The 23,672-nt window shown below is 74.1% G+C and carries 19 protein-coding genes and 2 pseudogenes; 7 read left to right on the top strand and 14 right to left on the bottom strand.

Features of this window, described 5'->3' with window-relative positions; translation table 11 throughout:
* The first annotated feature begins 114 nt into the window (after positions 1 to 114).
* The 3 genes from ACIP4P_RS35885 (at position 115) to ACIP4P_RS35875 (ending at position 3,356) form a co-directional block, all read left to right on the top strand.
* A complete protein-coding gene (locus ACIP4P_RS35885; RefSeq protein ID WP_400925770.1) occupies positions 115 to 1,425 on the top strand; it encodes an extracellular solute-binding protein in 1,311 nt (436 codons plus the stop codon).
* 69 nt (positions 1,426 to 1,494) lie between these two features.
* Positions 1,495 to 2,472, top strand: coding sequence for a carbohydrate ABC transporter permease (locus ACIP4P_RS35880; RefSeq protein ID WP_400925768.1), 978 nt, complete (start codon positions 1,495 to 1,497; stop codon positions 2,470 to 2,472).
* Positions 2,469 to 3,356 carry a carbohydrate ABC transporter permease gene (locus ACIP4P_RS35875; protein WP_350512583.1) on the top strand — a complete coding sequence of 296 codons (888 nt, stop codon included), beginning with the start codon at positions 2,469 to 2,471 and terminating at the stop codon, positions 3,354 to 3,356. Before ACIP4P_RS35880 ends, ACIP4P_RS35875 begins: the two co-directional genes overlap by 4 nt.
* 48 nt (positions 3,357 to 3,404) lie before the next feature.
* Here ACIP4P_RS35875 and ACIP4P_RS35870 read toward each other — a convergent pair whose 3' ends face one another.
* Positions 3,405 to 4,040, bottom strand: a complete 636-nt coding sequence (locus ACIP4P_RS35870; RefSeq protein ID WP_350512582.1) for an alpha-ketoglutarate-dependent dioxygenase AlkB — start codon at positions 4,038 to 4,040, stop codon at positions 3,405 to 3,407.
* Between the two features lie 116 nt (positions 4,041 to 4,156).
* Between ACIP4P_RS35870 and ACIP4P_RS35865 the strand changes: the two genes are divergently transcribed.
* Entirely contained in the window at positions 4,157 to 4,750 is a 594-nt protein-coding gene (locus ACIP4P_RS35865; protein ID WP_400925765.1) for a hypothetical protein, read from the top strand.
* Between the two features lie 134 nt (positions 4,751 to 4,884).
* Positions 4,885 to 5,406 (top strand): universal stress protein, encoded by a 522-nt coding sequence (locus ACIP4P_RS35860; RefSeq protein ID WP_400925763.1) that lies wholly within the window; start codon positions 4,885 to 4,887, stop codon positions 5,404 to 5,406.
* Positions 5,407 to 5,413: 7 nt separating this feature from the next.
* On the opposite strand, the gene ACIP4P_RS35855 is transcribed toward ACIP4P_RS35860, so the two are convergent.
* The 13 genes and pseudogenes from ACIP4P_RS35855 to ACIP4P_RS35795 form a co-directional block, all read right to left on the bottom strand.
* The gene (locus ACIP4P_RS35855) at positions 5,414 to 7,027 is read right to left on the bottom strand and encodes an amidohydrolase (protein ID WP_400925761.1); all 1,614 of its coding nucleotides are present in this window, start codon (positions 7,025 to 7,027) and stop codon (positions 5,414 to 5,416) included.
* On the bottom strand, positions 7,024 to 7,953 hold the full coding sequence (locus ACIP4P_RS35850; RefSeq protein ID WP_400925759.1) for a PaaX family transcriptional regulator C-terminal domain-containing protein: 930 nt from the start codon (positions 7,951 to 7,953) through the stop codon (positions 7,024 to 7,026). The genes ACIP4P_RS35855 and ACIP4P_RS35850 overlap by 4 nt, the downstream gene beginning before the upstream one ends.
* Before the next feature lie 43 nt (positions 7,954 to 7,996).
* The gene (locus tag ACIP4P_RS35845; protein ID WP_400925757.1) at positions 7,997 to 8,749 is read right to left on the bottom strand and encodes an Asp/Glu racemase; all 753 of its coding nucleotides are present in this window, start codon (positions 8,747 to 8,749) and stop codon (positions 7,997 to 7,999) included.
* Positions 8,750 to 8,762: 13 nt separating this feature from the next.
* Positions 8,763 to 9,659 (bottom strand): fumarylacetoacetate hydrolase family protein, encoded by an 897-nt coding sequence (locus ACIP4P_RS35840; RefSeq protein ID WP_400925755.1) that lies wholly within the window; start codon positions 9,657 to 9,659, stop codon positions 8,763 to 8,765.
* Between the two features lie 15 nt (positions 9,660 to 9,674).
* Positions 9,675 to 10,796: a cupin domain-containing protein gene (locus ACIP4P_RS35835; RefSeq protein WP_350512575.1), complete on the bottom strand. Its 1,122-nt coding sequence runs from the start codon at positions 10,794 to 10,796 to the stop codon at positions 9,675 to 9,677.
* A 61-nt stretch (positions 10,797 to 10,857) separates the two neighbouring features.
* A complete protein-coding gene (locus tag ACIP4P_RS35830) occupies positions 10,858 to 11,826 on the bottom strand; it encodes a carbon-nitrogen hydrolase family protein (protein WP_400925753.1) in 969 nt (322 codons plus the stop codon).
* Positions 11,827 to 11,833: 7 nt separating this feature from the next.
* Positions 11,834 to 14,212 (bottom strand): FAD-dependent monooxygenase, encoded by a 2,379-nt coding sequence (locus ACIP4P_RS35825; RefSeq protein ID WP_400925751.1) that lies wholly within the window; start codon positions 14,210 to 14,212, stop codon positions 11,834 to 11,836.
* A pseudogene (locus ACIP4P_RS35820) lies at positions 14,209 to 14,532 on the bottom strand (acyl-CoA thioesterase); the annotation flags it as partial. The pseudogene ACIP4P_RS35820 and the gene ACIP4P_RS35825, both read right to left, overlap by 4 nt.
* Before the next feature lie 105 nt (positions 14,533 to 14,637).
* Positions 14,638 to 16,248, bottom strand: a pseudogene (locus tag ACIP4P_RS35815) (AMP-binding protein); the annotation flags it as partial.
* 242 nt (positions 16,249 to 16,490) lie between these two features.
* On the bottom strand, positions 16,491 to 17,663 hold the full coding sequence (locus ACIP4P_RS35810; protein ID WP_400925749.1) for a hypothetical protein: 1,173 nt from the start codon (positions 17,661 to 17,663) through the stop codon (positions 16,491 to 16,493).
* A 141-nt stretch (positions 17,664 to 17,804) separates the two neighbouring features.
* Positions 17,805 to 19,133: a hypothetical protein gene (locus ACIP4P_RS35805; protein WP_400925748.1), complete on the bottom strand. Its 1,329-nt coding sequence runs from the start codon at positions 19,131 to 19,133 to the stop codon at positions 17,805 to 17,807.
* 144 nt (positions 19,134 to 19,277) lie between these two features.
* A complete protein-coding gene (locus ACIP4P_RS35800) occupies positions 19,278 to 19,775 on the bottom strand; it encodes a GNAT family N-acetyltransferase (RefSeq protein WP_350512570.1) in 498 nt (165 codons plus the stop codon).
* A complete protein-coding gene (locus ACIP4P_RS35795) occupies positions 19,772 to 21,145 on the bottom strand; it encodes a DUF6271 family protein (protein ID WP_400925745.1) in 1,374 nt (457 codons plus the stop codon). Before ACIP4P_RS35795 ends, ACIP4P_RS35800 begins: the two co-directional genes overlap by 4 nt.
* Positions 21,146 to 21,538: 393 nt before the next feature.
* Here ACIP4P_RS35795 and ACIP4P_RS35790 point away from each other — a divergent pair, with 393 nt between their 5' ends.
* Both ACIP4P_RS35790 and ACIP4P_RS35785 read left to right on the top strand, forming a co-directional pair.
* A complete protein-coding gene (locus ACIP4P_RS35790) occupies positions 21,539 to 22,735 on the top strand; it encodes a peptidoglycan-binding protein (RefSeq protein WP_400925743.1) in 1,197 nt (398 codons plus the stop codon).
* Positions 22,736 to 22,952: 217 nt separating this feature from the next.
* Positions 22,953 to 23,672, top strand: coding sequence for a DUF2269 domain-containing protein (locus tag ACIP4P_RS35785; protein WP_400925741.1), 720 nt, complete (start codon positions 22,953 to 22,955; stop codon positions 23,670 to 23,672).

The following is a 23,672-nucleotide window of genomic DNA, read 5'->3' as shown; positions in this document are numbered from 1 at the left end:
CCGTTCACCCCCACCACTCACCCACCATCGGCCCCGGTCAGGGCCTGCTTCGACGTGCCCGTCCGCAGCGGCGCGCGTCTCGGCGGCAGCTGTCGGGAGGGGAGGTCTCCACCCATGCGACTCACCAGTCGGGCCGCCGCGGCCGCCGTGCTCGCCGTCGGCTGCCTCGCCGCCACCGCCTGCGCCCCGGGCACCGCCGCACCGGCCGGCGACAAGGCCGCCGACGACCGGACCGGCACGCTGCAGGTGTGGCTGTACAACGAGGCGGGCAACGCGGCCAAGGAGGCCGTGGTCACCAAGGCCGTCAACGAGTTCCAGGCCTCCCACCAGGGCGTCACCGTCAAGGTCAGCTACATCGACACCGACGCCTCGGCCCGCGCCGCCAAGATGAAGGGCGCCTTCAACGACCCCAACAGCGCCCCCGACCTGGTCGAGTTCGGCAACACCGACCTGCCCGGCTACGTCGCCGCCGGCGGCCTCGCCGAGATCGGCGCCGAGCTGGACAAGTGGCAGGACAAGGGCGACCTCGACCCGGCGATCGCCAGGACCGCGGTGGTCGACGGCAAGACCTACGGGCTGCCGTGGTGGGTCGGTGTCCGCGCCCTGTACTACCGCACCGACCTGTTCACCGAGGCCGGGCTCACCCCGCCCAGCTCGTACGCCGAACTGGTCGCCGCCGGGCAGAAGATCCACGCCGCGCACCCCGACACCTTCGGCATCGCGGTCGGCGGCAAGTACACCTTCGCCGCGCTGCCCTTCGTCTGGGACGCGGGCGGCGACATCGCCGCCAAGAACGGCTCCGCGTTCAAGGCCGCCATCGACTCGTCCGCCTCGCAGGCCGGGATCAAGCGCTACACCGACCTGTTCGGGCCGGACGGCTGCCCCGCCCAGCAGTGCGCCGACCTGACCGGCGGCAAGACCGTCGACCTGTTCGCGGCCGGCAAGTCGGCGACGGCGATCCTGCTCAACTCCAACCGCGGCAAGGTGGACGCGGGCGCGGTCAAGGGCAAGTACGGCGTGGTGCCGCTGCCCGGGGAGAAGCCCGGCTCGATCGCCCCCGCTTTCGCGGGCGGCAACAACCTCGGGGTGATGAAGGCGGCCAAGCACCGCACCCTGGCCGTCGAGTTCGCCGAGCTGCTGGCGAGCCCCGGGTACCAGGAGCAGATGTACGACGCGATGGGCAACCTGCCGACGCTCAAGTCCGTCAGCGCCAAGGTCGGGGCGAAGGACGCCTTCCTGAAGCCGTTCACCGACACCATCGCGGCCGGCACCCGCTTCGTGCCGCTCGACCAGGGCTGGGCGCAGATCGACGCCCAGGCGGTGATCCCGACCATGCTGCAGCAGGTGGTCACCGGCAAGGCGGACGTGGCCAAGGCCTCGGCCGACGCGGCGGCGCAGATCAACTCGGCCTTCGCCGCGCACTGACAGCCGCGCACCGGCAGTCGCGCACTGACGCTCCCTCTTCCGGTTCGTCACAGAGAGCAGGTCACGCACGTGTCCGCATCCACCACGACCGCCCCCACGGCGCCGCCTTCCCCGCGGCGCCGTGGGGGCAGGGCGCCGGCCGCACCCCCGGGCGGCCGGCGCCGCAGACCCCCGCTGCTGCTGCTCCTGCCGGCCGCGGTCATCCTGATTCCGCTGGTCGCCTACCCGATCTACCAGCTCGGCCTGCTGTCCGTGCTGGACTTCGGGCAGGCCCAGGCCTCCGGCGGCGTCCCGACCTCCTTCGTCGGCTTCGGCAACTACACGAGGATCCTCGACGACGGCCAGTTCTGGACGGTGCTGGTGCAGACCGTCGGCTTCGCCGGGTTCTGCGTGGTCGCCACCCTGGCGGTCGGCGCCACCCTCGCGGTGCTGCTGACCAAGGTCGGCCGCTGGCCGCGGCTGCTGCTGACCACGGCGGCGATGGCCGCCTGGGCGGCGCCCGCGATGACCGGTTCGACCGTGTGGAGCTTCCTGTTCGACACCAACCTCGGCCTGGTCAACCACACCCTGGTGCGGCTCGGGCTGAGCGGCTTCCACGAGTTCAACTGGTTCTACGACAAGTGGACGGCGTTCCTGATCGTCGGCGCCGTGGTGGTGTGGCACTCCTTCCCCTTCGTGATGGTCACCCTCTACGCGGGCATCCGCGCCATCCCGGAGGAGATTATGGAGGCCGCCGCCCTGGACGGTGCCGGCACCTGGACCACCTTCCGCCGGATCACCGCGCCGATGCTGCGGCCGATCCTGACCATCGTGGTGATCCAGTCGGTGATCTGGGACTTCAAGGTCTTCACCCAGATCTACGTGATGACCGAGGGCGGCGGCATCGCCGGCCAGAACCTGGTGCTCAACGTGTACGCGTACCAGAAGGCGTTCGCCTCCTCGCAGTACGGGCTGGGCGCGGCGATCGGCGTGATCATGCTGCTGATCCTGGTGATCCCGACGGTGCTGTACATCCGCACCCTGCGACGGACGGGGAACGAACTGTGAGTACGGCGACGACCGTTCGGCGCGGTCCCGGACCCCGCAACGTCCGCAGGCGGTGGAGGGCGGCCGCCAACGCCGGCGCGATCGTGGTGGCGGTGGTCACCGCCTTCCCGATCTTCTGGATGGTGCTCTCGGCGTTCAAGCCCAAGGGCGAGGTGCAGGCGCTGGATCCGAAGCCCTGGACGGCCCACCCGACGCTGGAGAGCTTCCGTCAGGTGCTCAGCGTGGACGGCTTCGGGCGGTACTTCGTGAACAGCCTGGTGGTCGCGCTGTCGGTGGTGGTGCTCTCGGCGGTGGTGGTGTTCCTGGCCGCCGTGGCGGTGACCAGGTTCAGGTTCCGCTTCCGCACCACGATCATGGTGATGTTCCTGATCGCCCAGATGATCCCGGTCGAGGCGCTGACCATCCCGCTGTTCTTCATGTTCCGCGACGCCGGACGGTTCGCCCCCGGCATCGGGCTGAACACCCTGGCCTCGCTGGTGCTGGTGCAGTTGGCGTTCTCGCTGCCGTTCGGGATCTGGATGATGCGCGGCTTCGTCGCGGCGGTGCCGGTCTCGATCGAGGAGGCCGCGCAGATCGACGGGGCGAGCCGGACCCGCATCCTGTGGCGGATCCTGCTGCCGCTGGTGGCCCCGGGCCTGGCCGCGACCAGTGTGTTCTCCTTCATCGCGGCGTGGAACGACTTCGTCTTCGCCAAGACCTTCATCATCAGCGCCACCCAGAACCAGACGCTGCCCTCGGCGCTGCTGGTGTTCTTCAAGCCGGACGAGAACGACTGGGGCGGGATCATGGCGGCCTCCACGCTGATGACCGTGCCGGTGCTGGTGTTCTTCATCGCGGTGCAGCGGAAGCTGGTGTCCGGGCTGGCGGGCGCGGTCAAGGACTGACCGCCGGCCGCTGGGCGACGGGGGCGGGCAGCCGGGCGGGCGGGCTGCTCAGGCCACCCCGTGCGGACGGAACTGGATGCTGATCCGCGGGCCGACCGGGCGGGCGGTCTTGGGGATCGCGTGTTCCCAGGTGCGCTGGCAGGATCCGCCCATCACCACCAGGTCCCCGTGGCCGAGCTGCCGGCGCACCACCGTCCCGCCGCCGAACCGGGGCCGCAGCGCGAGGACGCGCGGCTCGCCGACGGACAGGATCGCCACCATGGTGTCCTCGCGGGCGCCGCGCCCGATCCGGTCGCCGTGCCAGGCCACACTGTCGCGGCCGTCCCGGTAGTAGCAGAGCCCGAGGGTGCGGAAGGGCTCGCCCAGCTCCGGCGCGTAGTGCCGGCCGAGCGCCGTCCGGGCCGCGCCGAGCACGGGGTGCGGCGGCTCGTCGTCGGCGGCGTAGGAGGCGAGCAGTCGGGGGACGTCGACCGTCCGTTCGTACATCTCGCGCCGCTCGGCCCGCCAGGGCACCGTCGTGGCCAGCTGTTCGAACAGCCGGTCGGCCCCGCGCAGCCAGCCGGGCAGCACGTCCAGCCACGCGCCGTCGCCGAGCGGCAGGCGCTGGAGGCCGTCGAGCGGGCCGAGCCGGGGGTCGGCGGCTGCTTCGAACAGCGAGGGCTGGAGGTGGACGGTGCCGTGCATGGGTTCAGCGTACGCCGAAAATCGAACAACTGCTCGAATTGTGGGGTGTGGGGTAGGGCGTGTCTGGCAATTCGCGCGCCCGGCGGGAATTGCCAGACACGTCCTAGCCTGCCGGTATGGCGATCAACGGGTTCGGGGTCACCGAGTTCCAGCTCTACCTGCTGCGGCGGATGGCCGACTACCACCCCGGGCTGGTGGAGGACGCGGTGCGGCGGCTCGGGGCGACCCGCGCCTCGATGCGGGAGGCGAACAAGCGCTGGCAGGCGATGGTCCGGGCGCCCGGGTTCCCGCGCGGCGCGGGCCGGTACGCCGCCGTGCTCGGGCCGGCGGAGGCGAGCCTGCCGCGCCGGATCGGCGACCTCGCGTGCACCGCACGGCAGTGGGCGCTGCCGCTCTGGCCCGGGCTGCGCTTCGAGGTGCTGCTGGGGCCGGCGGAGATCGGTGCGCCGGTGCTGAACGAGTGGCTGGTGCGGGCGGCGGACGTCCCGGTGCCGGTGCTGCGGACGGCGGCGGATCTGGTGCCGTGGGGCTGTGTGGTGGGCGACGTGGGGGCGGCCTTCCCGGGGGCGGTGCCACGGGAGGGGAGTGCGCCGACCCGCTTCCGGCTGGACTTCGCGGCGCCGGACGCGGACGGGCGGGTGCGGCCGTGGGAGGCCGAGTTCACCTGGGGGCTGCTCCAGGAGGTCCGGCCGGGGGCGGGTGGGCGATGACGGCGGGTGAGCGATGGCGGGAGGGCGATGCAAGGCACCATTCAGTGAATGCCTTTGATTTGCAGGCCATAGAGCCACTATGGGAGCATAATTATAGACACTGAATCGGGATTGACCTCAGAAAGCGAAGGATCATGTCGGGCGGCGCGCGCGTCATCGTCGGAGTGAGCGGCTCACTGCACAGTCTCACCGCCCTGCACCGGGCGGCCGAGGAGGCCCGGGCCCGCGGGGCGGTCCTGGTCCCGGTGCTGGCCTGGACCCCGGTCGGCGGCGAGCGCAGCTACCGGGCCCGGCCCTGCCCGCCGCTGCTGCGCGCCTGGCGGGACGCCGCCGAGGCCCGACTGGAGAGCGCGCTCGGCCAGGCCTTCGGCGGTCTGCCGGTCGGCCTGCCCGTCCAGCCGCTGGTGATGCGCGGCGAGGCGGGGCCGGTGCTGACCGCGCTGGCCGACCGGCCGAACGACCTGCTGGTGATCAGTGCCGGTCGGCACGGCTCGCTGCGGGGTCGGCTGCGCCGGCTGCTGCGCGGTTCGGTCGCCCGCCACTGCCTCGACCACGCGCGCGGTGGCGTGCTCGTCGTCCCGCCGTCCGGCCTGCACGAGGACCTGCGCGCCCTGCACCGCGATGGCGTCGACCTGCGGGAGCTCATCGCGGCCTGATGGTTAGTCAGCCGCCGTGCACCGTACGGCCGTTGACGATCGTACGGGTCGGCAGCAGCTCGCGCAGCGCCGCCGTCGGGCAGTCCAGCGGGTCGGCCGGCCACAGTGTGAGGTCGGCCAGCGCCCCCGGCCGCAGGCTGCCGCGCTCGCCGCTCTCCCCGGTCAGCCGGGCGGCGTTCACGGTGTGCAGCGCGATCGCCTCGGCCCGCCCGATCGCGTGCTCGGGGCCGACCACCCCGGCCGTGGTGCCGCGGGTCGTCATGCCCCACACCGACACCATCGCGCCGTACGGGCCGACCGGGAAGTCCGAGCCGGCCGAGAGCTGCGCCCCCTCGTCCAGCCACTCGCGCAGCGGGAACAGCGCGGCGGTGCGCTCCTCGCCCCAGGCGCGCTGCTGGGTGAGCGCGCCGTCGTGCAGCAGCGGGTGCTGCACCGTCACCGGGATCCCGAGGGTGATCGCCCGGGCCCGCTGCTCGGGCCGGGCCAGTCCGCCGTGCTCGACCACCAGGGTCCCCGGGGCCAGGCCCGGGCGGCGTCGGAGCACCTGCTCGAAGACGTCCAGCAGGACGCGCAGCCCGCGGTCGCCCCAGGCGTGCACGCCCACCCGCCAGTCGCGGTCGACCACCCGCTCCACCGCCGCGAGCAGCTCCTCCGGCTCCCAGAGCAGCCGCCCGTGGTAGCACGGCTGCCCCTGGTACGGCTGCTCCAGGGCGCCCGCCTCGAAGCCGCCGTCGATGCCGAACTTGACGCCCCACAGCCGCAGTTGCGCGTCGTCCCGGCCGCCGGAGCGCCAGTCGTCCATCCGGTCCAGCAGGGCGTCCACCTGCTCGGGGGTGCGCGCCGCGAAACCGGAGACCAGCGCCCGGACCCGGACGGCGAGGGCGCCCTCGGCCCGGGCCGCGTCCAGCACGTCGAGGTCCTCGACCGGGACCAGGCAGTCGCGCACGGTGCCGATCCCGGTGGCGGCGTAGTCGGCGGAGGCCGCACGCAGCCCCTCGATCCGCTCGGCCGGGGTCGGGCGCGGCAGCACCCGCTCGACCGGCTCGGTCGCCCGGTTGATCAGTCGACCGGTCAGCCGGCCCCGCTCGTCGCGCTCGATCACGCCGCCGTCCGGCGACTCGGTGGCCTCGTCGATCCCGGCCAGCCGCAGTGCGGGCGAGTTGAGCACCATGTTGTAGGCGCCCCGGCGCACCAGCACCGGGTGGTCGGTGGTGACGCCGTCCAGCTCCTCGGTGGTCGGCATCCGCTGCTCGGCGAGCAGCACCTCCTGCCAGTTGACCGTGGTGGTGATCCACTCCCCGGCCGGGGTGCGGGCGGCGCGCTCGCGGATCAGGGCCAGGAAGCCGGCCAGGTCGCGGGCCCGGTACACGGGGACGCCGTGGACGCTGTGGCCGGCCAGGATCAGATGGGTGTGGGTGTCGTCGAAGGCGGGCAGCACCGTCCCGGTCGGGGCGTCCACCACCTCGGTGCCCGGGCCGACCAGGGCGTCCAGCCCGTCCGGGGCGGCGGAGAGCGCGGTGATCCGGCCGCCGGTGACGGCGATCGCCCGTCGGGGCGGCTCGCCCGGCACCAGGGTGTGCACGGCGGCGGCGCGGATCAGCAGGTCGGCGGGGGCGGTCATGACGGCTCCTGGTGCTGGGACGGTCCGGCGGACGGGGACGGGGACGGTCCGGTGGACGGGGTCGGTCCGGTGGACGGGGTCGGTCCGGTGGACTGGGTCAGTCCGGTCACCTTCTCGACGTACCGCAGGCTGGGGTCGGCGAGCCGCCCGTGCACCTCGGTGAACACGGCGCGGGCCGGGCGGGCGTTCCAGTCGGCGGGCAGCAGCGGCTCGGGCAGTCCCGGGTCGAGGTAGGGCAGCCGCCGCCACTGGGTGAGCATCGGCACGTAGTCCCGGAAGGCCTCGACCGGGTCGACCTGGTCCCGCCCGCGCAGCTCGTCGGCGAGCGGGCCCCAGGCGTCGGTGAAGGCCGCGTACTGCGCCTCGATCGCCGGGAGGTCCCACCAACCGGCCACCGCCGTACGGAGTTCGGCGAAGCCGGCGTACTCGGCGGAGAGGAACAGGTGGACGTAGGCGCTCAGGTCCAGGCGCTCCAGCAGGCGGCGGGCGTCCGGCAGCAGCCGGGCCGGGGCCAGCCAGACGCCGGGGGCGGCGTTGCCGAAGCCGAGCCAGCTCAGCCGGGAGCGCAGCTGGTGGCGGTGGGCGCGTTCGGACTCGGGCACCGAGAAGACCGCCACCACCCAGCCGTCGGCGAGCGCGGCGGGCTCCAGGCTGTGGAAGATCCGCCGGTCGCCCTCGTCGAACACCGGGTCCATCGCCGGGGCCAGCCGGTAGCCGGTGCCCTCGCGGCGCTCCTGGAGCAGGGTGCCGGCCTTCTTCAGCCGGGAGATCGCCGAGCGGACGGCCGGGCCGTCGACGTCCAGCTCGGCCATCAGCGCGATCAGGTCGGCGATCGATATCCAGCCGCCGAGGCGGCGGACGTACTCGCCGTAGACGGTGTTGATCAGGGAGCCGGGCCGGGTCGTGCTCGGCGTGCTCTCCGGCATGGCTGGGCCCTCCTCCCCGACGGCTGGTGGTGATCATAGGGCGTCAGCGGTAGGCCCCGGAGAGCAGGTGCCCGGCGCCGGGGGCGACGGCGGGCAGGCCGAGTGCCCGCAGCAGCTGGTGGGTGGTGCAGATCGCGGCCGAGACCACCGGTTTGCCGAGCTGTTGCTCGGCCTCCTCGACGGCGGACAGCGAGGGCAGCTGCACGCAGGCGGAGAGCACCACGGCGTCGGCGCCGGAGTGGGCGAGGCGCTCGGCGATCGCGGGCAGCCGGGCCGGGTCGTGGGCGGCCACCTCCAGGTTGTCGGCGATCTCCAGGGCGGCGTGGTCGAGCACCTCGACGCCCTCCCGGGCGAGGTAGTCGACCACCGTCCGGGCCAGCGGGCGGGGGTACGGGGTGACCATCGCGATCTTCTTCGCCCCGAGCGTGTGCAGCCCGGCGACCAGGGCGCCGGCGCTGGTGACCACCGGCGCGGGCGCGCCGTTCTCGACGGTGCGGCGGTGCAGCCGCTGCTCGGCCTCGCGGTGGTAGCCGGGGCCGGTGGCCATCACCGCGACCAGGCAGGCGTAGCCGATCACGTCGACCCGGGCGTCCGAGAGCTCGGCGGCGCAGCGGTCGGACTCGGCGTCCATGGCCCGCAGTTGCTCGGGGGTGACCCTGGTCATCCGCATCCGGCTGGAGTGGAAGGTGAACCGTTCGGGGGCGATCGCCTCGCGGGCCCGCAGCAGGGCGGGGACCTCCGTCTCCATGGTGACGTTGGAGCTGGGGACGATCTGGCCGATCCGGTAGCTGGTCATCTGCGTCGGGCTCCTATCGGCGGGCGTCGATCACGGGGTTGGCGAGGGTGCCGATCCGCTCGATGGTGGCCTCGACCAGGTCGCCGGGCTGGAGGAACTGCGGCGGGACCATTCCGGCGCCGACCCCGGAGGGGGAGCCGGTGGCGATGACGTCCCCGGTTTCCAGGGTCATCCCGGCGGAGATGTCGGCGATCAGCCGGGCGACGCCGAACAGCATGTGGCGGGTGTTGGAGTCCTGCCTCAGTTCGCCGTTGACCCGCAGCGAGAGGTCGAGCGCCTGGGGGTCGGGGATCTCGTCGGCGGTGACCACGACCGGGCCGAACGGCGCGTAGCTGTCCTGGCCCTTGGAGAAGAACCACTGCCCGGACCGGCGTTGGTCGCGGGCGCTGACGTCGTTGACGATGCTGTAGCCGAACACGTGCCGCAGGGCGTCCGCCTCGTCCACCCGGAAGGCGGTTTCGCCGATCACCACGGCGAGTTCGCACTCCCAGTCGAGCTGCTTGGTGAGGTCGGCGTTGTGCAGGATCGGCTGGCCCGGGCCGGTGACGGCGGTGGCGGGCTTGCCGAACAGCACCGGGCGGTCCGGGAGTTCGCGTTCGGTGTCCAGGCTGAGGTGCGACTCGGCCACGTGCTCCACGTAGTTGAGTCCGACGCCGACGATCTTGCCGGGGCGCAGCGGGGCGCACAGGGTGACCTCGGTGAGCGGTCGGGTCGGGCCCGCCTGGTCGAGCAGGGCCCGGGCGGTGGCCAGGGCGGGCGCTCCGGCCCGGATCAACTCCAGCAGGGTGCCCGGTAGTTCGACCCCGGCGGCGGTGGCGAGGGCGGTCAGGTCGGCGACCCGGTCGGGGCCGGTCCGGGCGCCGAGGCGGGGGGTGGACTCGCCGTCGGCGCGGTAGGTCAGCAACTGCATGGCGGTGAACTCCTGTTACGGGGTGGTGGGCTGGTGGCCGTCGTGGTCCGGGTAGGACTCCTCGCGGTGGAGCCCGAGCGCGTGGGTCACCGGGAAGTCGTTGAAGGAGAACAGGCAGGCGTCCTCGCCCTGGTCGAGGTTCGCGTGCTCGTGCCAGGCCCAGGACGGGACGACGAAGACGTCGCCCTGCTGCCACTCGAAGCGCTGCCCGGCGATCACCGAGACCCCGCGCCCCTTGGCCGCGGTGTAGACCACCGAGCCGGTGTGCCGGTGGGCGCGGGTGGCCTGGCCGGGCCGGAGCAGCTGCAGGTGGGCGCCCATGGTGGGCATCACCGACCCGCCGGTGACCGGGTTGGTGTACTCCATGATCACGCCGTCGTACGGGGATCCCTCGGTGGCGCGGGCGAGTTGGCACAGCGCGTGGTAGCTGGGCTCCCAGGGCCAGCCGAGCAGCGGGGAGTACGGGCGGCTCCACTTCTCCACGCCGTACGGGAGCAGGTTGCCGCCGTAGCTGAGCAGCGAGGAGTTCGGCACCGGGCCGGGCCGCTGGTGGAGGTCCGGGTGGACCTCGTAGAAGTTGGCGTCGAGGGTGTTGACCAGCGGGATGTCCAGCCCGTCCTGCCAGATCACCGGGTCGGACGCGGATTCGTTGCCGTGCTCGTGCCAGCTGCCGTTGGGGGTGATCGCGAAGTCGCGCGGGCCGACCCTGAGCTTCTGCCCGTCCACGATCGTCCAGGCGCCTTCGCCCTCGTGCACGAAGCGCAGGGCGGCGGCCTGGTGGCGGTGCGCGGTCATCGCCTCGCCGGGGCCCATGATCTGCAGGCCGGTGTACAACAGGCCGACGGCGGCGCTGAGTTCGCGGCGCCCGGGGTTGACCAGCATCACCACCCGGCGGCCCGCGTCGTCGGCCTTCACCAGCGGCAGGGCCTTGCGGACCAGGGGGCGCAGGTCGGTGTAGCGCCAGAGCACCGGGACGGACTTCGGTTGCGGGTACCAGGGCTCGATCTCGTTCGCCACCGTCCACAGGGCGCCGGCCTCGTGTTTGGCCAACTCCTCGTAGTAGGCGAGCAGTTCCGGGCTGTCGGTGACCCGCGCCCGGCCGATCCGGTCGTCGTCGTAGCGGTCTTGGCCGGTCATGGCGGCTCCTCGCTCAGGTCAGATCAGGTCAGATCAGGTCGGGTCAGGTCGCGTCGTCGGGTCAGGTCGCGTCGTCGGGGAGGGTCAGCGGTCGCAGCGGGCGGTTGTCCACATGCAGCCGGAAGACGTCGAAGCGGTTGTAGTGGCCGACGATGTCGTGCATCTGCTTGGGCTGGATGCACCGGCCGAGGTCGATCTCGGCGTAGACGATGCCCTCCTCGTCGACCAGCGGCTCGGTGACCGCCCGCCCGTCCGGGCCGAAGATCCCGGACAGCGCGGCGCGCGGGCGGGCGAGTTGCTTGCGGACCTGCTGGTCCTCGCCGGCGATCAGGTCCACCATCGCGGGCGAGATGGTGGAGCAGGAGACCACGGTGAACAGCTTGCCCTCGAAGCAGTGGGCGGCGGCGCGCAGGGCGATCGCCTCCGCCATGTCGTAGTCCTCGGGGGCCACCGGCAGGGCGATGTAGCTGGCGGCGTGGACGAGTTCGCCCTGGGCCAGCAGAGTGAACCGGGCCAGGGTGTTGGTGTTCTCCCCGCAGGCCAGCGCGCCGAGCGGGCCGACGGCCGTCCGGTGCACCCGCAGCGAGCTGCCGTCGCCCTGGGTCCAGGTCAGCTTCTCCGCCCAGGTCGGCACCAACTTGCGGTGCACGTCGAGCAGTTCGCCGTTGGAGTCGATGACCAGCAGGGTGTTGTAGAGCACCCCGAGGCTGTGCCGGCCGCGCTCGTTGACGCCGATCACCAGCACCACCCCGGCCTGTCGGGCGGCGGCCCGCAGGGTGTCCACGTACGGCCCGGGGACGTCCACGGCGGCCCGGTACAGCCGCTCGTACCAGGGCGATCCCTGGACCGGGGTCATCGTCCAGTTCCAGTACGGGTAGCCGGGCACGAAGACCTCGGGGAAGACCACCAGTTCGGCTCCGTGCCCGGCGGCCTCCTGGATCAGCGCGACGGCCTTGTCCACGGTGGCGCCCGGGTCCAGGTAGACCGGGGCGGCCTGGACGGCGGCGGCGGTGAAGCGGGGCAGGTCCATGCTTCTCTCACTCCTCGGTCGGGGTCGGCCGCCACCGGCGGTGGACCGGCGGGGCGGGCGCGCGCAGCAGGTGCAGCCGCGGGGCGACCCGGTCGGCGCCCGGTCCGGGCGGCCTGCGGCGCCCGGCCAGCCAGGGCTCGGGCCAGGGCGCGCCCGGGCCGGTGTACTCCTGCTCGGCGGCGGCGTGCAGGGTCCAGAACGGGTCGTGCAGCTGGGCCCGGCCGATCGCGACCAGGTCGGCGCGGCCGGCCAGCAGGACGGAGTTGGCGTCGTCGTGGCCGGAGATCGCGCCGACCGCGACGGTCGGCAGTCCGGTGGCGGTGCGCACCAGTTCGGCGAAGGGCGTCTGGTAGCCGCGCCCGTACGGCGGCCGCTGGTGCGCCACCACCTCGCCGGTGGACACGTCCACCGCGTCCGCCCCGGCCTCGCCGAGCGCCCGGCAGATCGCCACCGCCTCCGCCTCGGTGGTGCCGCCGGGGGCCCAGTCGGCGGCCGAGATCCGGACCAGCAGCGGCCGTCCGGCGGGCCAGGCGGCGCGTACCGCGGTGAGCACCTCGACCGGCAGCCGCAGCCGGTTCGCGAGCGGGCCGCCGTAGCGGTCGGTGCGGTGGTTGGTGAGCGGGGAGAGGAACGAGGAGAGCAGGTGGCCGTGGCCGAACTGGAGCTCCAGCACGTCGAATCCGGCCCGCGCGGCCCGCTCCGCCGCGGCCGCGAAGTCGGCGGTGACGGCGGCCAGTCGGACCTGGTCGGCCTCGTGCGGGGTCGCGGCGGCGGAGTCCCAGGGCAGCGGCGAGGGGGCGAGCAGCGGCCAGCCCCCGGCGAGCGGGCGGCCGATGCCGTCCGGTCCGGGCGCCTCCGTGGCGCCCCGGCGGCCGGCGTGGGTGAGCTGGAGGCCGATCGGGGTGTCGCTCACCGCTCGCACCGCTGAGCGGAGTTCGGCCCAGGCGGCCTCCTGGCGGTCGGTCCACAGCCCGGGGCAGCGGTCGGTGGCCCGGCCCGCCGGGTCGACCGCCGTCATCCCGGCGATCACCAGCCCGGCGCCGCCGAGCGCGTGGGCGGTCAACTGGGCCCGGTCGAAGGCGCTGGGCAGCGCGTCCGGGGAGGTGAAGGTGGCCAGAGGGGGGACGACGATCCGGTTGCGCAGCTCCAGCGCGCCCAGCTTCAGCGGCCGGAACATCGGCGGCACCCCGGGCGAGCCGCCGACGGCGGTGTCCACGGCGGCGGTGAACTCCGGGTCGCGGGCGCGCAGATTGTCGTAGGTGACCCGGCGGCTGCGGGTGAGCAGGTCGAAGGCGAACTGGTCGACGCCCTGCCCGGTGCGGCGGCCGACCGTCTCGAACCACTCCAGGCTGGCCTGGGCGGCGCGCTGGGTGGACTCCACCACCGGCCGCCGTTCGGCCTCGTAGGCGGCCAACGCCCTGTCCAGGGTGGGCTGTTCGGCGAGCGAGGCGGCCAGTGCGAGGGCGTCCTCCAGGGCCAGTTTGGTGCCGGAGCCGATCGAGAAGTGGGCGGAGTGCGCGGCGTCGCCGAGCAGGACGAGGTTGCGGTGGCGCCAACTGGCGTTGCGCACCGTGGTGAAGCGGATCCAGCGGGAGGCGTTGGGGATCAGCCGGTGGCCGTCCAGGTGGCCGGCGAGCAGCTCCGCGCAGCGCCGTACGCTCGCCAGGTCGCTCTCGCCGCGGGCGAACTCCCGGGCGGCCAGGGCCTCGAAGCCCGCGCGGCGCCAGGCGTCGGCGGCGATCTCGACGATGAAGGTCGAGCGGGTGGCGCTGTACGGGTAGGCGTGCACCTGGACGGTGCCGAAGTCGAACTCCTCGACGATGAAGGTGAAGGCCTCGAAGACCCGGTCGGTGGCGAGCCAGATGTAGCGGCAGTGCCGCTCGTCCAGCTCGGTGCGGAAGGCCTCGGGGCAGCCGGACCGGGTGGCCGAGTGGATGCCGTCGGCGGCCACCACCAGGTCGTAGTCGGCGGTGAGTCGGGCGACCGGCGGGGCGGGCGTGCGGTAGCGCACGTCCACCGCCAGCTCGGCGCAGCGCTGTTGCAGGACGGCGCGCAGCCGGTTGCGGTCCAGCGCGGCGAAGCCGTGCCCGCCGCTGGTGCGGACCTGGCCGGCGTAGCGGATGTCGATGTCGCTCCAGCGGGCGAACTCGGCGCTGATCGCGGCGAAGACCCGGGGGTCGGCCTGGGCGATGCCGTCCAGGGTCTCGTCGGAGAAGACCACGCCGAAGCCGAACTCGTCCTCCCGGTCGTCGCGTTCGAACACGGTGATCTCGCGGTCGGGGTCCAACTGCCGCGCCAGCGCGGCGAAGTAGAGACCGCCGGGGCCGCCGCCGATGACCGCGATCCGCCGGGCGGTGCCGGCCGTGGGCCGCGCTCCGGTCGTCATGCCAGCACCTCGGCCTGTTGCGGCCCGGCCTCGGTCAGCGCCCGGCGGACCGGGTCGGGCCAGGGCTCGGCGCCCCCGGCCCGCGGTGCGGCGTGCACCACCGACATCCGGCCGCTGGCCGCCAGCCCCTGCGGGCCGTGCACCTCGAAGGCGTAGTGCAGCGAGGAACCGCCGACCCGGACCACCCGCAGCTCGGTGCGGACCACGTCCCCGAACCAGAGCCGTTCCCGGTAGTCCGCCTCGAAGTGCACCCGGGGGATCCGCCCGAACAGCTCGGCCAGCCCGAGCCGGCGCAGCAGCGCCGCCTCCGCGGCCTCGGCCCAGCGCTGGACGGCGGAGAAGTGGTAGTGCCCGGCGGCGTCGGTGTCCGACCACTCGACCCGGCGCTCGACGGTGATGCTGGCGGGGTTCGGTCGCGGTTCCAGGGCGGCCCTCCGGCGGAGTTCGACGCGCAGCAGTTTGCCGGTCGCGGTGCGCGGCAGCTCGCGGACGAACTCGACCGCGCGCGGGTACTTGTACGGCGCGATGGCGCGCTTGACGTGCTCCTGGAGCTCCTTGACGGTCTCGGCGCCCGCCGACACGCCCTCGCGCAGCACCACGTACGCCTTGACCACCGTGCCGCGCCGCTCGTCCGGTGCGGCCACCACGGCGCAGTCGGCGACCGCCGGATGGGCGGCGAGCGCCTGCTCCACCTCGGGGCCGGCGATGTTGTAGCCGGCGGAGACGATCATGTCGTCGTTGCGGGCCTGGTACCAGAAGTACCCGTCCCGGTCGCGCAGGTAGGTGTCGCCGGTGAGGTTCCAGCCGTTGCGGACGTAGTCGCGCTGACGCTCGTCGTCCAGGTAGCGGCAGCCGGTCGGGCCCTTGACCGCGAGCAGTCCGGGTCGGCCGTCCGGGACCGGGTCGCCGTGCTCGTCGAGGATCGCGGCCCGGTAGCCGGGGACGGGACGGCCGGTCGCGCCGGGCCGGATGTCGTCGTCGGCGGCGGAGATGAACACGTGCAGCAGCTCGGTGGCGCCGATGCCGTCGATCAGCCGTCGGCCGGTGGCGGCGTGGAAGGCCGCCCAGACGTCGGCGGGCAGCGGCTCGCCCGCCGACACGCAGCGCCGTACGCCCGCCAGCCGGTCGGCCAGCCCGGCGGCCAGGATCGCCCGGTAGGCGGTCGGCGCGGTGAACAGCACGCTCACGCCGTGGCGGGCGACCTGCTCGGTGAGCTGCTCGGGGGTGGCCTGTTCGAGCAGCAGGCTGGCGGCGCCGACGCGCAGCGGGAAGACCAGCAGGCCGCCGAGGCCGAAGGTGAAGCCGAGCGGTGGGGTGCCGGTGAACAGGTCGTCGGAGGTTGGGCGGAGCAGATGCCGGGAGAAGGTGTCGGCGTTGGCCAGCACGTCGCGGTGGAAGTGCAGGGTGGCCTTGGGGCGGCCGGTGGTGCCGGAGGTGAAGGCGATCAGCGCGACGTCGTCGGCGGCGGTCGGCACGGCGGTGAAGCCGGGGCGGTGGGCGGCGCAGCGGGCGGTGAGGTCCTCGCGGCCGGGGCCGCCGAAGGGCAGGATCCGCAGGCCGGGGGTGTCCGCCCGGTCGAGCTCGGCGAGGAAGCGGTGGTCGCACAGGGCGAGGGCGGGTCGGGCGATCCTGGTCAGTTCGGTCAGTTCGGCCGCGCGCAGCAGCGGCATGGTGGTGACCACCACGCCGCCGGCCTTCAGCACGCCGAGCCAACAGGCGGCCAGCCAGGGCGTGTTGGGGCCGCGTAGCAGGACCCGGTTGCCGGTGGCCAGGCCCAGTTCCTCGGTGAGCAGCCGGGCGATCCGGTCGGCGTGGTCGCGCAGTTCGCCGTAGCTCCACCGGTCGGTGGGGGTGAGCAGGCAGCGGCGGTCGGGCCCGAGTCGGGCGATGGTGTCGTCAAGCAGGGCCGCCGCGCAGTTCAGGCGGTCGGGGTAGGCCAACTCCGGGAGTTCGAAAAGGAGTTCGGGCCACTGCTCGAAGGGCGGGAGATGGTCTCGACAGAACGTGTCCACGTGCGCTGAGGGGGAGAGCTCCATGGGCTGGCACCTCGTCGTGCGGGCGGGAGTGAAGCCAGTATGGCGCCCTTGTGACGCCAGTCAAGAGAGCGATACATGCATTTGGACTACGGGGGATGGAGGTGTGGAAGGGATGCCGGGCGTCGGGTGCCGGGGCAACGCGAACGCCCCGCGGGCCGGTGCGGCCTGCGGGGCGTTCGGGGCGTACGGGGGGGTGCGTCGGGGTGCGGGGCGGGCGGGGCCTGCGGGCCGTGCGGGAGGGCTCAGTCGCCGGAGCGGAAGACCGCGTCCGGGCTGCGGCCGTCCAGGGCCTGCTGGGCGCGTTCGGCGAGCAGCCGGGCGAGCGGGGGCAGGACGGGCGCCGCGGCCGCCGCGCCCGGTCCGTCGTCCCGTACGGACAGCAGCGTCGGGCCGACCCGGACCAGCACCTCCGCCATGCTCGCCCCCTTGGTGCGGGCGGCGCTCCGGTCGCCGATCGATGGGACGGTCACCGTGGTCGCGTCGCCCGCGCCGTCGACCTGGGCCAGGCTCCCGTCCAAGGCCCGGTCGGCGGCGTCGGCGGAGGCGAAGGTGACCACGGTGAACCGCGCGGCCTGGACCGGTACGGCACGGAACGTCGCGGTGGCGTAGGCGAGTTGCTGGTCGCAGGCGTCCGGCAGCAGGCAGGGCACCTCGGCCCCGCTGCCGGTCCCGGACCGCGGCGCGGCCGCCACCTGCCAGCCACCCGGCAGCGACGCCCCGTCCGGCAGCACGCCCTGCAACTGCGCGGGGTCGCGGACGGCGCGCGCGGCGTGGGCGAAGTCGGGCCCGGTGGGGTGCAGCAGCGGACGGGAACCGAGGTTGATGCCGAGCGCGACCAGCGCGGCGATCACCACCAGGGCCAGGGCGACGATGAGGGCGGCGTTGCCGCGCCCGGCGGCCAGGGCCCGGGCCCCGGCGGCGGCCGGGCCGACCCGCAGCTGCACGGTGCTCGGGCCGGACGGGGACTCCGGGCCCGTGCGGAGCTGCACGGTGGCCGGATCGGCCTCCGGGCCCGTCCGGAGCTGCACGGTGGCCGGGTCGCCGTCCGGGCCCGTGGCGGGGTCGCCCGCCGGGCCGGTCCGCAACTGGACCGTGACAGGCCTGCCCGCCGGTCCGGTCCGCAGCTGGACGGTACTCGGATCGCCCGACCCGGCGAGCGCGGTGGTGCCCAGGTACTGGGCGAATCCCGGGTCGGTGGCGAGCAGTTGGACGACGGCCGCGGTCAGCGCGCCCCGCACCCGGGGATCGCCCGGCGCGGCCTCGGCCACCGCCACGGCCCGCGCCCCCTCCGGCATCAGCCGCAGCCGGGCCCGCACCACCTCGGCCACCGCCTGTCGCGCCCCGCCCGTCTCACCCCGGGCCAGCCGCAGCAGCGCCTCCACCACACCCGGCACCAGCTCCCGGCCGTCCCCCATGACAACTCCCCCCACCGCATGAGCCGTTGCCATCAGCCTCCCGGACTGGCGGCCCCGACACACCCCTGCCGGACTGAACGGAGACTGAACTGCAACCGCATCCGGACGCGGCGGTCACCCGCACCGCCCCGGCGCCGGCCGTCACGGGCCGGACAGGTGCCCAGCCATCAGTTCCGCCATCACCGCCACCGGCAGGGCCGGGTTGGCGGCGGCCGCCTCGGCGGTGCGCCGGTCCTGGGCGGCCAGGCAGTCGGCGAGGAGGGCGGGGGAGGCGTTCGGGTGGGCGGCGACGGCGTGCCGGGCCCGGCCGGCCAGTGGGAGGGCGGCGAGACGGTCCAGCAGGTCGGTCGGGGCGCCGGGGTTGCGGGCCACGGCGGTGGCCACTCCGGGGCCGAAGCGGTCGACCAGCAGGGCGAGTCGGCGCCCGGCGAGACCGGGGTGCGGAGCCACCGCCTTGACCACCCTGGCGTCCGGGTCGGCGGCCAGCCGGTCGCGGAGGGCGGCCGGCAGGTCGCGGCGCGCGGCGACGAGCGCGCGGACCCGGGGCTCCGACGACCCCGCGAGCTCGGTGAGTTCGACGGGGTCGGCGGTGGCGATCCGGGGGAGCAGGGCCGGGCCGGTTCTGGTGGCGGCGGCGATCCGGGCGAGCACGTCGAGCGGGACGCGTGGGTGGTGGGCGAGCGAACGCCGGACGTCGTGGCCGTCGTCCTCGGCCAGCCGGCGGATCAGCCGGTCGTCGATCCCCGGGTTCCCGGCGAGGTTGGCGCGGACCAGGGGGATCTCGTCCCCGCCGAGGCGGTGGTACGCCTCGGCGGGCAGCCCGGGGTGGGTGGCGAGGGTCTGCCGGACCATCACGTGATCGGCCGCGAGCCGGGCGGCGGCCGCCCCCGGGGTCGCCGGGTTGCCCGCCGCCTGCTCGCGGACCGGTACCTCCGGATCGTCCAGCAGGGCGGTCAGCAGCTCGGCGGGCATCGCCTCGTTCGCCGCCGCCCAGCATCGGACCCTCGCCACCGGGTGCGCCGCCAGGCGGGTCAGCAGGTCCGCGTGGGTGGTGTTGACGGCGAGTTCGGCCACCACGTCGACGGACCCGTCGAGGGCGAGCAGCCCGGCGGCGTCCGGCGGCAGGTCCGGGCAGGCGGCGAGCCGCTCCCGGACGGCCGGGTCCGGACAGCGGGCCAGCAGCAGCGCCCAGTCGGGCTTCCCGCGCCCCTCGTCCAGCAGCCGGACCGCTGCGGTCGGCCGGGTGAGCGGATCCACGTCCTCGGCGCCCAGCAGCCCGGCTTCGGCGAGCAGCAGGGCGGCGCCCTCGTGCCGTTCGGCGAGCTGCCGGACCTGCTCCGGGCCGAGGTCCGGCCGGTCCGCGAGTGCCCACGCCAGCTCCCCGTCGGTCTCGGCCCGGTCGAGCAGCCGCCGGAGCAGTTCGGGCGGCAGGGCGGGGTTGCGGGCGACGGCGTACAGCAGCGATGGCATCCGCGCATTCTGCCCGCGGTCCGGCCGGGCCCGCCGTCGAATATCGCGGCGGGCCCGGCCGTGGGGACAGTGGGCCCGTGGAGGGCTCCCTGCCGTCCGGACTGCTCCGACCGGGTGATCCTCCGTCCGGGACGCCGCCTCCGGTCAGTGCACGGGTGTCGACATGTAGACGGCGCGCCGCCCGTAGCAGTCCGGCACCGCCACCTCGCGGTGCGCCCGGTAGCCGAGCAGCCGCAGCAGGATGTCCGCCCCGCGCACCGCGACCATCGAGATCCGCTCGTAGCCCAACTCCTCGGCGTGCGCCCGGAAGTGCCGCATGAACCCCAGGGCGACCTCCCGGCCGCGCAGTTCCTCGGCGATCACCAGGTCGTGCACGTGCAGGTTGTCCGAGGTGTACGCGGTGTCCTCCGCCCGGGAGAGGTCCGGGCAGCGCAGCGGCGGGTACGGCAGGCTCAGCAGGTAGCCGCGCACGACGCCGTGCTGCTCCAGCACGAAGCAGGTGCCCGGCGAGTTGCGGGCCCGGGACTGCAGCGCCTCCCGACCCTCCGACAGGCCGTCGGCCGCGTAGGCGTCGTGTTCCAGTGCCACCACGGCGTCCCAGTCGCCGTCGGCCAGCAGACGGATCCGGAGGTCCTCGCTCACCGGCTCGGCACCTCCGTCGCGCCGTCCGCAGCCGCACTTCCCGCTGCCGCCGTGCTCGCCGCCGGGTCGCCGTGCAGTCCCTCCGCCCGCGCGGCGGCCACCAGCGCCGCCCAGGCCTCGGTCAGCACCACCCAGAGCCCGGCGTCCCGCTGCGCCTCGTCCAGCAGTCGCCGGCGCTGCCCGGCCACCACGTCCGCGAGTTCGGTGTACTTGCCGCCCAGCTTGCGGTACGAGCGGTCCAGCACGTCGAGGCAGTGCTCGTTCCCGGCCCGGTCCCAGTCGACGGCGCCCCGCGCCAGGCCGATGATCGGCTCGACCCGCAACTCGTGCCGCTCGTCCAGCAGTTCGGGACCGATGTCGATCATCCCGCCGTAGACCGGGTACAGGTACAGCATCGAGAGCAGGAACTTGACGAACCGCAGCTGGTAGGCGATGAAGCCGGTGCCGGTGCGGCGCTCGGGCGTGTAGTAGTTGACGATGTGGCGGTTGTGGACGACGCCGGGCAGCCGGGAGTGGACCAGGGCGTGCAGCAGGGCGTAGTCGCTGCCGATGGTCTCGGTCGCGGGCGGCAGCGGCAGCGCCTCGTAGGAGCGGTGGTCCAGGGCGATGTTGCACATGTAGACGTCCCAGATGTCGGGCACGCCGAGGACGGAGTCGTCGGTGCTGAACGGCCCGGAGTCGGAGCCCTTGAAGGAGACGTCCACCATGGCGTCCCGGTCCTCCTCCGGCCACACCGGCGGGGTCCACAGGCGCACGATGTCGCGGTAGACGGCCGGGTCCAGCTCGTGGATCTCACTGATGTCCACGTTGAGTTCGCCGATGAAGGACCCGCTGACCAGCATCACCGGCTTGTCCGCGTCGGCCGGGTCGAGCCGGGAGCGGGACACCCCGGCCACCGCCTCGCCGGCCGGTCGGCCGATCGAGAGCAGCTCGTGGTGGATCGGGAAGACCTTCCGGCCGTCGACGACCTGGAAGTCGGCGTCGTCGTTGCGCAGGTGCGTGGAGCTGCAGCCCAGGGCGGCGGCGCCGAGGAACAGCCGGTTGACGCAGGAACCGTAGGCGACGGCCTCCGGGAGCATCAGGTCGAGCAGCAGTGCGGGGTCGGCGGCCCCGGAGCGCTCGGTCACCCGGCGCAGGAACTCCCGCTGCCGCGCCTCGCCCAGGTGGTGGACGACCACGCCCGGGGTCGGGGTCAGCGCCGCCACCGCAGCCGCGTTCTGCGCGAACGCGGCCGCTCCGGTGGTGTCGAGGATCAGGAGGTGCACCTCGACCCCGAAGGTCGCGACGGCGTAGGCCGCCTCCTCGGCGAGTTCCGCGATGGTCTCGGGGCAGGGGCGCATGGTGGGCAGGGCGAGGCAGACTCTTTGCATGGCGGTGGATCTCCGTCTGATCGTCAGAATCGGTGCGGCGACGGCGACATGAGTGCGTCGGGCGCACCACGCTGGACTAGACCACTTGCGAAGTCAACGATTGACAGGGCGGCTGCGGCGGGGTGGAATGCGCCCCCGCCAGGCGGCTTCCGGGGCCTCCCGGGCTTTCCCCGGCCCCTTTTCCGGGCAGGACTGAGTACGGATCCGGCGGCACGCGTCGCGAGCCCCGGTCCGTACCTGCGGACGAATTCCTCTTGTTGATCCGAACGGCCGTACGGGCCCGGGAGGTTCAACGCCCCTCACTGCGCCACCGATCGCGCCGCCGGGGTCAATCCCCGACGCGTACCTGCCGATACCGGCAATGACGTCATTACGCCGTTCGGAGGAGCCAGCATGCCCGAACCGTGGCTGCCCGGTGCCGAGATCCACGACCTCGGCGACCACGCGCCGACCGACCACCAGTACCCGCCGAAGGCCATCGCCCACATCACCTGGGACCGCAACGCCACCGCCGCCGCACCGCAGGACTGGTGCTCCTACGAGGACCTGGTCGGGTACTTCACCGGCCCCGGCGCCGGCGACGCCCCGCACCTGGTCTGGGACCCGTTCACCGGACGCACGACGCAGCTGTTCCCCGCCGACTCCCGCTCCAAGAGCCTGCTCAGCCCCGACCAGAGCCCGACCCGCACCAACCGGGCCGGGCGGGTGGTGATCCAGATCGAGGCGGTGTTCTTCCCGTACTGCCGCCACCAGGGCACGGTCTACCCGCGGCTGGTCGACACCCCGTGCGCGGGCTGGGAGCTGATCCACGCCTGGATCTCCTCCTGGGGGGTGCCCGACGCGTGGCCGATGGGGCGGCCGACCGACTTCTCCGAGCACCGCGACGAGCAGGTGTGGGAGAGCCGGGCCGGCTGGTACGCCCACGCCCACGTGCCGTACAACGACCACGTCGACCCGGGCTCCTGGCCCGCCTTCCCCGGCGGACCGGGCTCCCCCTCCGACCCGCCCCCGCACCAGCACCCGGCGCCGCCGGCCGGCACCCCGGCCCGCTACCAGACCACCGTCAACGGCCTGGCGTACGGCTACGGCGCCCACGGCTACCAGGTCACCACGGTCGGCCGGGCGCTGGTCGCGGGCGGCTTCGGCAGCCACTACCGGTCCGGCCCCGGACCGGACTGGACGGACGCGGACACCGAGAACTACGCCGACTACCAGGCGAGCCTGGGCTACACCGGCCAGGCCGCGGACGGGGTCCCCGGCGAGGGCTCGCTGCGCCGGCTGCTCGGCTACCTGCCCGGACCGCGCACGGTCTCGGTCGCCCACGTGGTCGCCGCCGCGCACACCGATCCGGGGGCCGAGCAGGGGCACCGGACCTACGGGGCCGAGGTGGCGATCGTCGAACAGGCGCTGGCGGACGAGGGGTTGCTCGAACAGCGCTGGGTGGACGGCTCCTACGGCTCGCTCACGGTCACGGCGTACGCGGGCTGGCAGCGCCGGTGCGGGTACACCGGGGCGGCCGCGGACGGGACCCCCGGGCGGGACTCGCTCCAGCGGCTGGGCGCGGCGCAGGGGTTCGCGGTGACGGACTGAGCCGGCCGGCGGCGGGGGAGCGGCGGTCGGCTCCCCCGCCGCCGGCTTCCCTGCGTCCTCGCCGGTCGTACTCCTGGGGGAGTTCCTCGGCGGGGAGGGTGTCCGGCGCGTACTCGCCTGGGAGTAGTCGAGGTTACTTCCCTCGTCAGATGCCCGAGGAGGGGTGGACGGGGGAGTCTGGGCGCGTCGTCGTGACCCCGACTCGAAGGAGGTACCCGTGCGCTCGTCCACCGGAGCCGTCGCGTCGTCCGGGCCCGCCCCCGACCCTGCCCCCGCCCGCGGCGCGGCGCGGCGGTCCGGAGGCCGCCGGCTGTCGCCGGGGGCGCGCAAGCGCCTGGTGGTCCTGCACGTCGTCGTCTCGGTGAGCTGGCTGGCGCTGATGCTCTGCCTGCTCACCCTGGCGGTGACGGCGCTGACCACCGACGACGCCGACCGGCTGAGAACCGCCTACCGGGCGATGGGCATGCTCGGTGACGCGCTGATCCTGCCGTTGAGCCTGCTCACCTTCCTGAGCGGGGTGGCGCTGGGGCTCGGCACGTCCTGGGGCCTGTTCCGCTACTACTGGGTGAGTACCAAGTTCTGGCTGACGCTCGGGGCGATGGCCGCCTCGGTCTTCGCCCTCACCGCGCGGCTGCACGACGCGGTCCGCCTGGCGGACGCGCACCCGACCGGCCCGATCCCGGTGGCGGAGCTGGGGTTCGTCCGCTACAGCACGGTGATCGTCCCGGCGGTCGCGCTCGCGCTCTACCTGTTCAACGTCATCCTGTCGGTGTACAAGCCCTGGGGCCGCCGCCGCACGGCCGTGGGCGGGCGCCCGGGCCGAATACCCGCGGCGGGCGCCCGGGCCGCGGCGGTGGCCGGGCGTGACTCCTCGGCCGGTTCCCCTTCCGGGTCCGGGTCCAGTTCCGGCATCGGGCCCGAGCCCGGCGGGCGATGA

The sequence above is a fragment of the Kitasatospora sp. NPDC089509 genome (genome assembly GCF_044749365.1).
GTDB lineage: Bacteria > Actinomycetota > Actinomycetes > Streptomycetales > Streptomycetaceae > Kitasatospora.
This window is presented reverse-complemented; position numbering and strand designations above follow the sequence as displayed.

Excerpts from the sequence above, each read along its gene's own strand:
- ACIP4P_RS35885 (WP_400925770.1), top strand. The coding sequence starts at position 115 with ATGCGACTCACCAGTCGGGCCGCCGCGGCCGCCGTGCTCGCCGTCGGC.
- ACIP4P_RS35870 (WP_350512582.1), bottom strand. The coding sequence starts at position 4,040 with ATGCACGGCACCGTCCACCTCCAGCCCTCGCTGTTCGAAGCAGCCGCC.
- ACIP4P_RS35865 (WP_400925765.1), top strand. The coding sequence starts at position 4,157 with ATGGCGATCAACGGGTTCGGGGTCACCGAGTTCCAGCTCTACCTGCTG.
- ACIP4P_RS35860 (WP_400925763.1), top strand. The coding sequence starts at position 4,885 with ATGTCGGGCGGCGCGCGCGTCATCGTCGGAGTGAGCGGCTCACTGCAC.
- ACIP4P_RS35855 (WP_400925761.1), bottom strand. The coding sequence starts at position 7,027 with ATGACCGCCCCCGCCGACCTGCTGATCCGCGCCGCCGCCGTGCACACC.
- ACIP4P_RS35850 (WP_400925759.1), bottom strand. The coding sequence starts at position 7,953 with ATGCCGGAGAGCACGCCGAGCACGACCCGGCCCGGCTCCCTGATCAAC.
- ACIP4P_RS35845 (WP_400925757.1), bottom strand. The coding sequence starts at position 8,749 with ATGACCAGCTACCGGATCGGCCAGATCGTCCCCAGCTCCAACGTCACC.
- ACIP4P_RS35840 (WP_400925755.1), bottom strand. The coding sequence starts at position 9,659 with ATGCAGTTGCTGACCTACCGCGCCGACGGCGAGTCCACCCCCCGCCTC.
- ACIP4P_RS35835 (WP_350512575.1), bottom strand. The coding sequence starts at position 10,796 with ATGACCGGCCAAGACCGCTACGACGACGACCGGATCGGCCGGGCGCGG.
- ACIP4P_RS35830 (WP_400925753.1), bottom strand. The coding sequence starts at position 11,826 with ATGGACCTGCCCCGCTTCACCGCCGCCGCCGTCCAGGCCGCCCCGGTC.
- ACIP4P_RS35825 (WP_400925751.1), bottom strand. The coding sequence starts at position 14,212 with ATGACGACCGGAGCGCGGCCCACGGCCGGCACCGCCCGGCGGATCGCG.
- ACIP4P_RS35810 (WP_400925749.1), bottom strand. The coding sequence starts at position 17,663 with ATGGGGGACGGCCGGGAGCTGGTGCCGGGTGTGGTGGAGGCGCTGCTG.
- ACIP4P_RS35805 (WP_400925748.1), bottom strand. The coding sequence starts at position 19,133 with ATGCCATCGCTGCTGTACGCCGTCGCCCGCAACCCCGCCCTGCCGCCC.
- ACIP4P_RS35795 (WP_400925745.1), bottom strand. The coding sequence starts at position 21,145 with ATGCAAAGAGTCTGCCTCGCCCTGCCCACCATGCGCCCCTGCCCCGAG.
- ACIP4P_RS35790 (WP_400925743.1), top strand. The coding sequence starts at position 21,539 with ATGCCCGAACCGTGGCTGCCCGGTGCCGAGATCCACGACCTCGGCGAC.